At 67.0% G+C, this 13488-nt stretch carries 10 protein-coding genes and 1 tRNA gene; 5 read left to right on the top strand and 6 right to left on the bottom strand.

Translation table 11 applies throughout. From position 1 onward, the window contains the following. Positions 1-54: 54 nt before the first annotated feature. Positions 55-1239: a glycosyltransferase gene (locus ACZF5Y_RS14085; protein WP_497533333.1), complete on the top strand. Its 1185-nt coding sequence runs from the start codon at positions 55-57 to the stop codon at positions 1237-1239. Positions 1240-1241: 2 nt separating this feature from the next. Further along, entirely contained in the window at positions 1242-2462 is a 1221-nt protein-coding gene (locus ACZF5Y_RS14080; RefSeq protein ID WP_497533331.1) for a glycosyltransferase, read from the top strand. Between the two features lie 108 nt (positions 2463-2570). Here the strand turns inward: ACZF5Y_RS14080 and ACZF5Y_RS14075 are convergent, their stop codons facing one another. Next, positions 2571-3209, bottom strand: a complete 639-nt coding sequence (locus ACZF5Y_RS14075; protein ID WP_053352078.1) for a hypothetical protein — start codon at positions 3207-3209, stop codon at positions 2571-2573. Between the two features lie 257 nt (positions 3210-3466). Between ACZF5Y_RS14075 and ACZF5Y_RS14070 the strand changes: the two genes are divergently transcribed. After that, positions 3467-3554, top strand: a tRNA-Ser gene (locus ACZF5Y_RS14070). 166 nt (positions 3555-3720) lie between these two features. On the opposite strand, the gene ACZF5Y_RS14065 is transcribed toward ACZF5Y_RS14070, so the two are convergent. Then, on the bottom strand, positions 3721-4674 hold the full coding sequence (locus ACZF5Y_RS14065) for a DUF1254 domain-containing protein (protein WP_497533329.1): 954 nt from the start codon (positions 4672-4674) through the stop codon (positions 3721-3723). 212 nt (positions 4675-4886) lie between these two features. Beyond that, entirely contained in the window at positions 4887-6482 is a 1596-nt protein-coding gene (locus tag ACZF5Y_RS14060) for an isocitrate lyase (protein WP_497533327.1), read from the bottom strand. A 325-nt stretch (positions 6483-6807) separates the two neighbouring features. On the opposite strand from ACZF5Y_RS14060, the gene aceB reads away from it, so the two are divergent. Then, positions 6808-8430, top strand: coding sequence for a malate synthase A (gene aceB, locus ACZF5Y_RS14055; RefSeq protein WP_497533326.1), 1623 nt, complete (start codon positions 6808-6810; stop codon positions 8428-8430). A gap of 21 nt (positions 8431-8451) precedes the next feature. On the opposite strand, the gene hisD is transcribed toward aceB, so the two are convergent. Next, on the bottom strand, positions 8452-9762 hold the full coding sequence (gene hisD, locus ACZF5Y_RS14050) for a histidinol dehydrogenase (RefSeq protein ID WP_497533325.1): 1311 nt from the start codon (positions 9760-9762) through the stop codon (positions 8452-8454). 119 nt (positions 9763-9881) lie between these two features. Between hisD and ACZF5Y_RS14045 the strand changes: the two genes are divergently transcribed. Continuing rightward, positions 9882-10508, top strand: coding sequence for a TetR/AcrR family transcriptional regulator (locus ACZF5Y_RS14045; RefSeq protein WP_497533324.1), 627 nt, complete (start codon positions 9882-9884; stop codon positions 10506-10508). 26 nt (positions 10509-10534) lie between these two features. Here ACZF5Y_RS14045 and ACZF5Y_RS14040 read toward each other — a convergent pair whose 3' ends face one another. Further along, positions 10535-11962 carry an APC family permease gene (locus ACZF5Y_RS14040; protein ID WP_497533322.1) on the bottom strand — a complete coding sequence of 476 codons (1428 nt, stop codon included), beginning with the start codon at positions 11960-11962 and terminating at the stop codon, positions 10535-10537. A 246-nt stretch (positions 11963-12208) separates the two neighbouring features. Continuing rightward, positions 12209-13459 (bottom strand): aminotransferase class I/II-fold pyridoxal phosphate-dependent enzyme, encoded by a 1251-nt coding sequence (locus ACZF5Y_RS14035; RefSeq protein ID WP_497533320.1) that lies wholly within the window; start codon positions 13457-13459, stop codon positions 12209-12211. Positions 13460-13488 lie beyond the last annotated feature (29 nt).

Below are 13488 nucleotides of genomic sequence, written 5' to 3'. Positions count from 1 at the left end.
CGCGGCGTGCCGTGCGGGCTCGTACCAGCATCGACCGAAGGAACCCCGCGCACCGTGAGCACCCCAGAAGGCCCGGCACCGCTTCGCATCCTCATCGGCTGCGACACCTTTCTGCCCGATGTGAACGGTGCGGCCCGCTTTGCCGAACGCCTCGCCGCCGGTCTCGTGCAACGGGGGCACGATGTGCACGTCGTCGCGCCTTCGAAGCGCCACAATCGCACGGGGTCATTTGCCGAAACCATCGAGGGCGAGCAGATGACGGTGCACCGCTGGGCGAGCTGGCGTTGGTATCCGCATGACTGGCTGCGATTCGTGCTGCCGTGGCGCGCACGCGGGTACGCCCGCAAGCTGCTCGATCGCGTGCGGCCCGATGTGATCCACATCCAGTCGCACATCGTCATCGGCCGCGCGCTCGCCATCGAGGGATCGAAGCGCGGCATCCGCATCGTCGCGACGAACCACGTCATGCCCGAGAATGTGCTCGACTTCACCCTGCTGCCCGAGAAGGCGAAGCGCCTGTTCGTGCGGTGGGGCTGGAACGCCGCCGATCGCGTGTTGCGCCTCGCTTCCGCGGTGACCACGCCGACCCGCCGCGCCGCAGATTTTCTCGAGCGCAGCACGCATCGTCGCGGCGTGCTGCCGGTGAGTTGTGGGCTCCGTGCCTCGAACTACACGGCCGACCTCACCCCGCGCACGGCCAACCGACTCGTGTTCGTCGGTCGCGTCACGCTCGAAAAGGAGATCGATGTGATTCTCCGGGCGATCCCGCGCCTCGATGCCGAGCTCGACGTGCACTTCACCGTCGTCGGCGACGGTGACCAGCGCAAGAACCTCGAAAAGCTTGCGGCCGACCTCGGCATCGCGGATCGCGTCGAGTTCACCGGTCGTGTCACCGATGAGCAACTGCGGGCGCATCTGACGCACGCGAGTATCTTCACCATCGCATCGATCGCCGAGTTGCAGTCGATTGCGACGATGGAGGCGATGGCATCGGGGCTGCCGATCATCGCTGCCAACGCGATGGCGCTGCCCCACCTCGTGCACGATGGGGAGAACGGCTACCTCTTCCAGCCGGGTAACGACCGTGAGCTCGCGAGCCGCATCCGCCGCATTCTGTCGCTCTCGGCCGACGACTACCGCACGATGCAGCAGGCCTCGCTCGACGCCGTGCAGGTGCATGACATCGATCGCACCCTCGACACGTTCGAGGGCCTCTACCGCGGCGACGCTCGGGCCTGACCGTGCACGTGCTCATCGTCACCGACCAGCACGCCGAGTCGCTCGGCGGGGTTCAAGTGGCGATTCGGTTGCAGCGGCACGCGCTCGAGCAGCAGGGGCACCGGGTCACGATCGCGGCCCCGGCGCTGCAACGGCCGGGCTATACGACGGCAGGGCAGGATCGCCGGGCGTACATCGACTTGCCGTCGCGGGCGATCACCGCAGATCGCGAGTACGGCATCTCGTGGCCGGGGCGTCGCACGGATCGGTTTCTGGCGAGTGCACTCGCGGCGTTCCCTCCGGTCGATCTCGTGCACATTCAGGGTGACTTCTGGGGTGCTCTCATCGGCATTCGTGCGGCGCGCGGGCTCGGGGTGCCGATCGTGCATACGATGCACAATCACGTTGACGCAGGCACGCGTGCAGTGACCCCGCTCGCGCCCGTCGCGTTCGCCGGCCTGCGCGGATGGCGCGCCCTGGCGCTGAGGCGCCCCCGTGGTGCCGTTTCGCCTGCGGCGCGCGGCGCCTGGCGCTACCTCGCCGAGATCGCTGCCGAGGCCGCGATCGTTACGGCGCCGTCACAGCATTTCGCCGATGAGCTCGTCGCGCGCGGAGTGGCGGAGTCGGTGCGGGTCACTGCAGGCGGTGTCGATGATGATGCGATCACCGAGATCCGTGAACAGCCCCGCTCACCGCGCACGAGGCCGAAGCTCGTGTGGCTCGGGCGCATGAGTCACGAGAAGCGGGTACTCGAGTTCATCGATGCGATTGCGGCATCGGGCATCGATGCCGATGTCGCCTTGCACGGCGCCGGTCTGCTGCTGCCCCGCGTGCAGCAGCGCATCGCCGACCTGGGCCTCGCCGATCGCGTCACGATTCCTGGGCCCGTTCCGTACTCCCAGGCACTCGCAGCGATCCGTGACGCGGATGCGCTCGTGCAGACCTCCGTCGGCTTCGAAACCCAGGGGCTTACCCCCTTCGAAGCCGCGGCGCTCGGCACACCCACGATCTTTTGCGACCCAAACATCGCGCAGGACGTCGCGGTGACTCCGCAGTGGCTGGTTGCCGACCGCAGCGTGAACGCGCTGGCAGAGACGCTGCGCGAGGCCGTCACGGTTCTCGCCGACGCGAGCGCCGGCGAGACGCTTCGTGTCTCGGTCGAAACGTCGGCGCGTTTTTTGCAGTCGGCACGCAGCGCGGAGATGCTCGCGGTCTATGCGAACGCGCTCGACCGGCAGCGGTGAGCTGCGGGCGCAACATCCTTCGTTGCTCACCGAAGTCGCGTGGAGACGCGAGAGGCCCGCACCCCAGTGGGCGCGGACCTCTCGCGAAATCGTCGGTGGTCCGCCGACTTAGAAGCGCCACACGGCGGCGGTGAAGCCTGCCGGGGGAGCCGGGGTCCAGTTGGTCTCTTCGGTTACGAGACCGGAGCCGCCGGGGCTATTCGACTGCACGATATCGAACGTGCCGTCATCGTTCACTGCGGTGATCAGCACGGTGTGCACGCCGGTGACCCAAGAAGTGGGGGACGAGGTGTACTCGTACTGGATGATGTCGCCCGCGTCAGCGTCGGCGAGCGTCATACGAGTGGCGCCCTTGTAGTTGTTGACGGGGTCGCCGCTGCCGGTCCAAGCGGCGCCGCCGGCGAGCAGCCAACGCTGTGCCGACATGATGCACTCACCCGGGGCGCTCCAGCCCGTGGGGCGGCTCGTGCCGACCTCGCTCTTCGCGAGCGCGATGGCGGCCTTGACGTCGTAGTTGTGGGGAACCTTCGAGACCTCTTCGATCTCGAGGACCGAATCGATCGAGGTGCCGGCCAGTGCCTCGGCGGTCGTGTCGAGTTGCTGCGACACCGCGGTGGCGGGCTGAACGGAAGCGGCGGGGGAGGAGAAGTCCTCAAGAGGCGCGTCGGCTACCGCGGGTGCTGCGCCGAGGGCGAAGGTAACCGTGGATACCAGGCCGACAACGAACGCCTTGGCAGATAAATTCACTCGTAAAACTCCGGACTTTCCAACAAAAAGCGCCGGGCGGTGGCCCGTGCGCCTCAACCAGTATGCGTTACCTTTCTGTTACTTTCAAGTTCGGCCACGTTTTCTCAGATCTGCTCAGGGTTCTCACGGGATCACATCCGCCCTGAATGAGGTGCCCCTCTGTGGTGCAGTCAGGTCGATCGAGACGGAGTGATGACCTCGGTTCTGACCAGTGGTGAGAACACGCTAGACTGGATCGCGCTGGCTTCGGCCAGTGAGGAGGATTCGCCTAGCGGCCTATGGCGCACGCCTGGAACGCGTGTTGGGTTCACGCCCTCAGGGGTTCAAATCCCCTATCCTCCGCCAAGACAGAAGGTCCCGTCGCACTGCGACGGGACCTTCTGCGTTGCTGGGTATCCCCTGCGGGAGCTGCGTGAATCAGTGTCAAAAAGTGTCGCCTCAGAGCTTCAGTTGGCCGTCTCGAGAGCACAAACTGACACGGATTCGCAGGGGCGGCCCGTATCGAACGCCGTCAGTCGCTCGCCGGCACCGCGGATATCGATGGAAAGACCCAACTCCCGTCGAGAATCTCGGTGCGAGGACGATACAGGCGAACCAGGTAGTTCCACTTCTCAGGAGTGTGGATGACGTTGGGCGTCCCCGCGGGGAAGTCCCCGAAGCGGACGGTGATTGATCCGTCGGAGTTCTTGTCCGCGGTGATGTTGTTCACGGTGTAGGTGTCAGACGGGTTCGGTTCGAAGTAACCGAGCTCGTTGTAGACGGAGATCGACCAGAATCCGTCGACGGGCACGTCGCGCACGGTGAGCTCGTACCTGCCACGGGGAACACGCGGGTTCGCCCCGAAGTATGTGGCCTCGCGGGTGGGCAGCCCGCCCCAGCCGGCGGCGGTGCCGATCAAGTGGTGCACGGGTTCCGTTTCTGCGAGGGTGCCGAACATGCGGTCGAACCCGGTGAGGCGGCTCGCGAGTGCGAGGAGCGCCGACCGCGTCTCGTCGAAGGACGTCGAGTCGTACTCTTCGAGCGTGAACGGATGCGCCGAGGCGGCGTGAACATTGAGACCGTCTTGAATCTGCGCGACGGCCGCGATGTCTGCGGGGTCGTTCGGATCGACGAGTGTGCGTACGCCGATGGTGACGTGCGATGAGCCGTAGCGATCTGCGTGCAGCGGGTACTCGCCGGGGTCGTGGAAGGTATCGAGAATGTGGTGCGACGCGTTGACGATCATCGCGGAGAGGTATCGATCGCCGTGCTCGGGAATCGAGAGTGTGGCACCCTGTGTGACATCAACGACGGCGAAGCTGTACAGCGTGTCGCGATTGAGGCGGATCACGGTCTGCTTGTCGATCGCGGCCGGAGCCCGGTTGTGCGAGAAACGATTGACGCCGCCGGCGTCTCGTTGCAGATCATGAAACATGCGAGCAGTCTCTGCGGTCACGAAGTTATCGGCGTTCACGATGGTGCTCATGGTTCATTGTGAATGGATATGCATCAGCTGTGCAACCAGAACAATCAGGGAAGCGGACACCTGCGCCCGGGACAAACACGAATCGGTGTCACTTTCTGTTCGGAATCGGCAGGAATTGCCGCAGAAAGTGACACCGATCCATGCGGGGTACGCGCGGTGTAGGCGCGGGGTACGCGCGGTGCGGGTCGCCCGAGCGCCCCAGCCGGCAGCGATCAGCTGAACTGGTTCATCGTGTTCTCGGCGCCGCCGGCCTTCAGCGCCGCGTCGCCGGCGAAGTACTCCTTGTGGTTGTCTCCGATGTCGCTGCCCGCCATGTTCTGGTGCTTGACGGTGGCGATCCCCTGACGAATTTCTTCGCGCTGCACGTCGCGCACGTAGGTGAGCATGCCTTCGTCGCCGAAGTAGCCCTTCGCGAGATTATCGGTCGACAGTGCCGCGGTGTGGTAGGTCGGCAGCGTGATGAGGTGGTGGAAGATGCCGGCCCGCTGCGAGCCGTCGCGCTGGAACGTGCGAATCTTCTCGTCGGCGAGGCGACCGAGTTCGGTGCCGTCGTACTCGGCGCTCATCAGGTTGTCGAAGCTGTACGCCGAGACGTCTTCGCCCGCCGCGACGAGTGCCTCGTAGGCCTGCTTGCGGAAGCTGAGCGTCCAGTTGAACGACGGGCTGTTGTTGTACACGAGCTTCGCGTTCGGCACGACCTCGCGAATGCGATCGACCATGCCGGCGATTTGTTCGACGTGCGGCTTCTCGGTCTCGATCCACAGCAGGTCGGCGCCGTGCTGCAGTGAGGTGATGCAGTCGAGCACCACGCGATCCTCGCCGGTGCCGGCACGGAACTGGTAGAGGTTGCTTGCCAGGCGCTTCGGGCGCACCAGCTTGCCGTCGCGTTCGATGACCACGTCGCCGGTGCCGAGCTGAATGTCGGCGACGTCTTCGGTGTCGAGGAAAGAGTTGTACTGGTCGCCGAGGTCGCCGGGCGCGTGCGAGACGGCGAGCTTTTGGGTGAGCCCCGCACCGAGCGAGTCGGTGCGGGCGACGATGATGCCGTTGTCGATGCCGAGCTCGAGGAACGCGTAGCGCACGGCGTTGATCTTCGCGATGAAGTCCTCGTGCGGCACGGTGACCTTGCCGTCTTGATGGCCGCACTGCTTCTCGTCAGAGACCTGATTTTCGATTTGGATCGCGCAGGCGCCTGCCTCGATCATCTTCTTCGCGAGCAGGTAGGTCGCTTCGGGGTTGCCGAACCCGGCGTCGATGTCGGCGATGATCGGCACGACGTGGGTTTCGAAGTTGTCGATCTGCGACTGGATGAAGTCGGTGGCGGTGTCATCGCCGGCCCGGCGAGCGTCATCGAGCTGGGTGAAGAGCAGGTCGAGCTCGCGGGCATCAGCCTGGCGCAAGAAGGTATAGAGCTCTTCGATGAGTGCCGGCACGGCCGTCTTCTCGTGCATCGACTGGTCGGGCAGGGGGCCGAACTCGGAGCGCAGCGCGGCGACCATCCACCCCGACAGGTAGAGGTAGCGTTTGTTGGTGCTCTGCAGGTGCTTCTTGATCGAGATCAGCTTCTGCTGGCCGATGAAACCGTGCCACACGCCGAGCGACTGGGTGTAGACGTTCGCATCGGCGTCGTACTCGGCCATGTCGCGACGCATGATGTCGGCCGTGTACTGCGCGATCTGCAGCCCGGTGGTGAGGATGTTCTGCGCGCGCATGCGGGCGACGTGCTCGGGATTGATGGCGTCCCAGGTGCCGCCGGTCTGGCCCTTGAGCGCTTCGATCGCAGCGACGGTGTCTTGGAAATGAGTCACGGTACAACCTTCTTTGCCTGTGAAATGCGTGATGTAGTTCCACCATCCATGCCGAGGAAGCGCCGGTCACCGGGAATCCTGCTGAAAATCACGCACTATTTCTGCGATTCAGAAGGATCGTGCACTCCAGGGGCTCGACTGTGGCGAAATCCGTAAAAGCACCCGACAGGGTGAGATAAATCCCGGCTCTTCTCTTCGCGAGAAGTACACGGCAACTTCCGGGGGGCTTTCTCGGCGCGCTGGTTCGAGCGAGGCGCACGATGAGTGATGTAGCCACACATTCGCCGGTGGATCCCCACCGCACCGAAGCAGGAGATGAAGCATCGTGAGCCAAACCGCACTCGCCATTGACGCCCGCATCGAGGTGCTGGGCCGCCCCTTCGCCCGCAGCGAAGAGATCCTCACCCCCGAAGCGCTGGAGTTCGTCACGCAGCTCCACGCTCGCTTCGCGAGCATCCGCCACGAGCGTCTCGCAGATCGGCAGCGCCGCCGGTACGAGATCGGCAACGGCCGCGACCCGAAGTTCCGCGCCGACACCCGCTCGATTCGTGAAGACGCATCGTGGCGTGTGGCCGGGGCCGGCCCGGGCCTTGAAGACCGCCGGGTCGAGATCACGGGCCCGACCGACCCGAAGATGACCATCAACGCCATGAATTCGGGCGCACGCGTCTGGCTCGCCGATCAGGAGGACGCGACGAGCCCGACCTGGCACAACGTCATCGGGGGCCAGCTTTCGCTCTTCGACGCGATTCGCGAACAGCTCGCGTACACGAGCCCCGAGGGCAAGGAGTACCGGGTCACCGCGGAGCGCACGCCGACCATCGTGATGCGCCCGCGCGGCTGGCACCTGGTCGAGAAGCACCTGCGCTTCACCGACGCGTACGGTCGCGCCGGCGCGGCTTCCGGCAGCCTGGTCGACTTCGGCCTGTACGCGTTCCACAACGCGCAGGAGCTCGTCGCGCGTGGCCGCGGCCCCTACTTCTATATCGCCAAGCTCGAGTCGAGCGAGGAGGCGAAGCTCTGGGACGACGTGTTCACCTACACGGAGGAGGCCCTCGGCCTGCCCCACGGCACGATCCGCGCGACAGTGCTGATCGAGACGCTCCCTGCGGCGTTCGAGATGGACGAGATTCTCTACGTGATGCGGGATCACATCGCCGGCCTGAACGCGGGCCGCTGGGATTACATCTTCTCGATCATCAAGAACTACCGCGGCCGCGGCGCTCGCTTCGTGCTTCCGGATCGCAGCGAGGTCACCATGACGGTGCCGTTCATGCGGGCGTACACCGAGCTGCTGGTGCAGACCTGTCACAAGCGCGGCGCGCACGCGATCGGCGGCATGAGTGCGTTCATTCCGAACCGTCGCGACCCTGAGGTCACCGCGCGCGCCGAAGAGAAGGTGCAGGCCGACAAGCGACGCGAGGCGGGTGACGGCTTCGACGGCACCTGGGTCGCGCACCCTGATCTCATCCCGGTGGCCCGGGCGGAGTTCGACGCGGTGCTCGGTGATCGCCCCAACCAGGTGGATCGCCAGCGCGATGATGTCTCCGTGACTGCGGCGCAGCTGCTCGACGTGCACATCGGCCGCGAGATCACCGACGCCGGCGTGCGTGAGAACGTGTCGATCGGTCTGCGCTACATCGAGGCCTGGTTGCGCGGCCACGGCGCCGTCGCGATCGACAATCTGATGGAAGACGCGGCGACGGCCGAGATCAGTCGGTCGCAGATCTGGCAGTGGATTCACCAGGATCAGCAGACCGCCGAGGGCACCCGCATCACGCGGGAGTGGGTCGCCGAACTCGTGGACGAAGCGGTTGCGGGGTTCGCGCGCACCGATGGCGATCGGTTCGCCGATGCGGCGACGCTGTTCGCCGATGTCGCACTCGGCGAGGACTTCCCGACCTTCCTCACCGTTCCGGCATACAGCCGCTACCTCGTCGACGCGTAAGCCGTGAGCGCGCGCTCGCCCTCAGGCGAAGCGCGCGCTCACGGCCTCGCCGTGGGCCGGGAGCCCCTCTGCTTCCGCGAAGTGCACGGCGCGCGCCGATACCTCGGCCAGGGCATCGCGCGAGTACTCGATGAACTGCACCGGGCGCAGGAAGGTCAGGGCGCTGAGCCCCGAGGTGAAGCGCGAGGTGCCCGAGGTCGGCAGCACATGGTTCGACCCGGCGCAGTAGTCGCCGAGCGAGACGGGTGACCATTCGCCGACGAAGACCGCGCCGGCATTCGTCACCGTGGCGGCCACGTCGGCGGCGCGTTCGGTGTGGATCTCGAGGTGTTCGGCGCCGTAGCGATTTGCGATGACGACCGCGTCGTCGATGGTGTCGACCAGTACGATGCCCGACTGCGGGGCTTCCAGCGCGATCCCGGCGCGCTCGGCGTGCGCGGTGCGAGGGAGCAGCTGGGCGAGCTCGGTGTGCACGGCAACCGCGAGCTCCTCCGAGTCGGTGACGAGCACGCTGGCCGCGTTGGGGTCGTGCTCGGCCTGGCTCAGCAGGTCTGCGGCGACGAATCGCGGGTTGGCGTGCGCATCGGCGACGATCATGATCTCGGTCGGCCCCGCGACGGCGTCGATGCCCACGTCGGCGCGCACGAGGTTTTTCGCCGCGGCGACGAAGACGTTGCCCGGCCCGGTGATCACGTCGACGGCCTCGAGTGGGGTGCCGTCGCCGGCATCGGGGAGGCCGTAGGCGAGCGCGGCGATCGCCTGGGCCCCGCCCATGCCGTAGACCTCGGTGACGCCCAAGGCCGCGCAGGCCGCGAGCACGGCGTCGGCGGGCACACCGGTGTCGGCGTTCGGTGGCGAGACGACGGCGATCGACGTGACTCCTGCGACCTGTGCGGGGATCACGTTCATGATGACGCTTGAGGCGTAGGCGGCGAGCCCCCCGGGGGCGTAGAGGCCGACGCGGCGCACGGGCAGGTAGCGCTGGTGCACCAGGGCGCCCGTCGCGAGTTCGGTCGTGACCGATGTGGGCAGCTGGGCGCGATGCCCGGCGGTGACGCGCTCGATCGCCAGCGAGATCGCGCCGCGCACGTCGTCGGAGGCCTCGGCCCACGCGCGATCGATCGCTGCTTGGGGCACGCGGAAGCGATCAATCTCGACGCGATCGAAGCGCGCGGTGACCTCGCGCACGGCGTCGATGCCGCGGGCGCGCACATCGGCGATGATCTGGGCCGCGGCATCGGTGGCGCTCGCAAAGCTCGTCGCGGCGCGAGGAATGGCGTAGCGGTGCGCGGTGTCGGTGCCGCGCAGATCGGTGATGCGGAGGTGTGCCATCAGGAGTCCTTTCATCGGGGGGGGGGGGCGTCGCCGCGAAGCGCGCGACGCGAGTCATGCCGAACGCGCGGTGCGGCGGTGTGATTGAGTAGGTGCGAATGGTGCGAAAAGGAGTGCGCGTGGCGACACCCGAAGGAGGGCCCGGACGCCCGGGTCTGGGCAAGGCGAAGCTGTTGGCTGCGGCCAGGCTCGTCATCGCCGAGCACGGCGTGGAGGGCATTCGGGTGCGCCGTCTGGCGGCGACTGCGGGCGTCTCGGCTCCGTTGGTCTCGTATCACTACCCCGATCAGGCGGATCTGGTGCTCCACGTGCATCGCGATCTGGTCGACGACTATTTCGGGCATCGCGCTGCCCTCGTGCGCGAAGCGGATGACGCGATCGGGCAGCTCCGTGCCTGCGCGCGAGCGGGCCTGCCGCCCGGGGTCGATCCCGAACTGATCGCTCCCCTCTTCGAACTCCACGGCCTGGCCCGACGCGATGCGGCGCACGCGGAGATCATGAGCAACCTGTGGGTCTCGGAGCACGCGCTATACGCGCGCATCATCTCGGCGGGCCAGCGCACGGGGGTCTTCGCGGCCGATGCCGACGCCGAGCGGGTGGCGGCATCGCTGCTCGCGCTCGAAGACGGTCTCGCGCTGCACATCATCGGCCGCAACTCGGCGATCGAAGAGTCGTGGCCGCTCCGCAACCTGCTGCGCGTCGCGGCCCTCGAACTCGACTGCGCGCAGCTCGAGCTCGCCGACTGAGCCCGGCTCGAAGGCATCGCTGAGACCTACACCGAGGTGTTGCGGGTGTCGTCGCGCGCCCCGTCGCGAAGCACCTCGACGGGGGTCGTGAGGGTGCCAGCGCGGTGCGGCAGGAAGAGCCCGATAACGAAGGCCACCAGTAGGATCGCACCCCAGACGAATGCCGAGACGTTGCTGCCGACGAGCACGGGAAAGTTGCTGATCGAGATCGCCAGCACCCCGACGAGCCCGAGGCCGCCGAGCGCGGACGCGATGGCGACCCAGGGCGACGCCGGTGCTCGCCCGCGTTCGCGCCGCAGGAAGGCGAGTACCGCGACACTCGTCAGTGTCATCATCCAGATGACGCCGAGCGCACCGGCACCCGAGTACCAGGTGTAGATTTCGAGCACCGGATCGAGCTGCGCGAGTGCCGACACCAGCACGACGACCGAGGTCACGATGCTCACCCAGAGCGACGCGGCCGACGGGGCGCGGTGCCGCGTGTGCACGACTGCGAGCGATGCAGGGAGCACGCCGCGCTGGCCCAGAGTGAACAGGTAGCGGGTCACGATGTTGTGGAACGACAGCATGCAGGCGAACATGCTGGTCACGACGAGCACCTGCACGATGTCGCCGACGATCGGCGCGATGACGTTCGCCGCGAGGCCGATGACGACGCGGTCTGGCGCGTCGGTCGCGGCGGCTACGGCGTCATCGGGTCCGATGCCGACGATGACGAGCCATGACGAGATGAAATAGAGGGCACCGATCGAGATCACCGCGACGTAGGTGGCTCGGGGCACGGTTCGATCCGGATCCTTCGCCTCGTTGCGGAATACGGCCGTGGCCTCGAACCCGAAGAACCCGAGGAACGCGAACAGCAGGCCGAGACCCGGGGCGCCCTGCAACGCTTCCACGGGGTTCAACGGAGACGTCGAGAGCTCGGCCCCCGAGAACAGCACGCCGAGGTCGATCGCGAGCACGGCGATGACCTCGAGCACGAGCACGACGCCGAGCACCTTCGCCGACAGCTCGATGTCGCGGTAGCCGAGCAGCCCGACGATGAGCAGCATCACGGCCGAGGTCGCCCACCAGGGGGGAGCGACGCCGAGCCAGAGCTCGATCAGGTTGCCGGCCTGCACGCCGAGGTAGCAGGTCATCGAGACGGTGAGCAGTACGTACGACAGCACGGCGATCGCTGCGGTGCCGAGGCCCGCGCGGCGCCCGAGGCCACGGTGCACATACGAGTAGAACGCGCCGGCGTCGGGCACGCGCGGCGTCATCCAGGCGTACCCCACGGAGAAGAGCAGCAGAATTGCGGTCGCCGCGAGAATCATCGTCGGTGCACCGATCGACCCCGAGATCGAGATGATGATCGGGAAATTCGCGGCGACGACGGTAATCGGCGCCGCGGCGGCGATCACCATAAAGACGATTCCGGTCACTCCGAGTCGTCGTTCGAGCGTGGTGTGCACAGCTCCTCCTTCATTGGCGGGTGTTCTGTGCGGTGCGCATCACGACGCGGGCCGTCAGCGATGCCGGTTTCGTCGTGCGACACAGCAGAGAATTTCTGTTCCGTCTCAATGTACGATTCACCGCGCCACGAATTCCTGAACATCCGTTAAATGGTTTCCGGTATCCCAGACCATAGCACGACACGGGTCAGCGCCTCGGCCGACCGCCAAGAGCGGGTCTTGTTCGGTCCCTGATGAAACCGGCGATCAGGCTCGTTGCGCGCGCGAGGCCTCCGCGATGCGCTTGCCGGTCAGCCCGGCGAGACGCGACACCGCCGTCTGCAGCGTCTCCGCATCTTTCACGAACGTGAAGCGCACCCACGGCGCCAGCTCGCGCGCGGTGGAGGAGCCGTCGCGGCAGAATGCGGCGATCGGCACGCACGCCACCCCGGCCGCGTGCGGAAGGGCGCGGGCGAAGGCGGCACCATCGGGCACCTCATCGCTGAGAAACGGCGTCGCATCGGCGCAGACGAAGTAGGTGCCGCCGGGCACCACGACGTCGAACCCCGCCTCGCGCAGGCCGGCGACCAAGAAGTCCTTGCGATCCGCCAGCGCACCGCGCAATGCGGCGATGTCTGCATCGCCTTCGGCCAGCGCCCGCGCGATCGCGGGCTGAAACGGTGCGCCTCCGGTATATGTGAGAAATTGCTTCACCGCGGTGATCGCCTCGATCAGCGCCGCGGGCCCCACGGCCCACCCGATCTTCCACCCGGTCAGCGAAAACGTCTTGCCCGACGACGAGATGGTGACGGTGCGCTCGGCCATGCCGGGCAGCGCGGCGAGCGAGCGGTGCTGCTGCCCGTCGAACGTGAGGTGCTCGTAGACCTCGTCGGTGAGCACGACCGCATCGGTGCGCTGCGCGGCGGCGGCGATGCGGGCGAGCTCGTCGGCGGCGAGCACGGTGCCGGTCGGGTTGTGCGGGGTGTTGATCAGGATCACGCGTGTGCGCGCACCGACCGCCGCTTCGAAGGCGTCGAGATCGACGCGGAACCCGCCGTCGACCGGAAGCAGCGGCACGGTCACGTGCGTCGCGCCGGCGAGCGCGACGGCAGCAGCGTAGGCGTCGTAGTAGGGCTCGAGCGTGACGACCTCGTCACCCGGGCCGGCGAACGCGAGCAGCGCTGCGGCGAGCGCCTCGGTCGCCCCCGCCGTCACGAGCACCTCGGTGGCGGGGTCGACCATGACCCCGTAGTGCCCCTCCTGATGCGCGGCGATGGCTTCGCGCAGCGCGGGAATGCCGCGGCCGGGCGGGTACTGGTTCGCACCGTTCAGGATCGCCTCCGCCGCCACTCGGCGAATCCATTCGGGGCCGTCGGCGTCGGGAAACCCCTGGCCGAGGTTCGCCGAACCGGTCGCCGTGGCGAGCGCGGTCATCTCGGCGAAGATCGTCGGGCGGGTGGACCCGTCGGCGGCGGCCAGGCCTGCTGCGGTCGCCACGGATCGCCATCGCTCAGTCATGCGGCCAGTCTAGGCGGGCGCACACCGAC

It is taken from the genome of Leucobacter sp. WKLB1 (genome assembly GCF_059696215.1).
The sequence above is the reverse complement of the archived record's forward strand: the minus strand, read 5'-3'. Positions and strand labels throughout refer to the sequence as shown.

What these genes read in the sequence shown, in the direction of transcription:
- ACZF5Y_RS14065 (WP_497533329.1), bottom strand. Translation starts at nt 4,674, where the DNA reads ATGAGCACCATCGTGAACGCCGATAACTTCGTGACCGCAGAGACTGCT.
- hisD (WP_497533325.1), bottom strand. Translation starts at nt 9,762, where the DNA reads ATGGCACACCTCCGCATCACCGATCTGCGCGGCACCGACACCGCGCAC.
- ACZF5Y_RS14035 (WP_497533320.1), bottom strand. Translation starts at nt 13,459, where the DNA reads ATGACTGAGCGATGGCGATCCGTGGCGACCGCAGCAGGCCTGGCCGCC.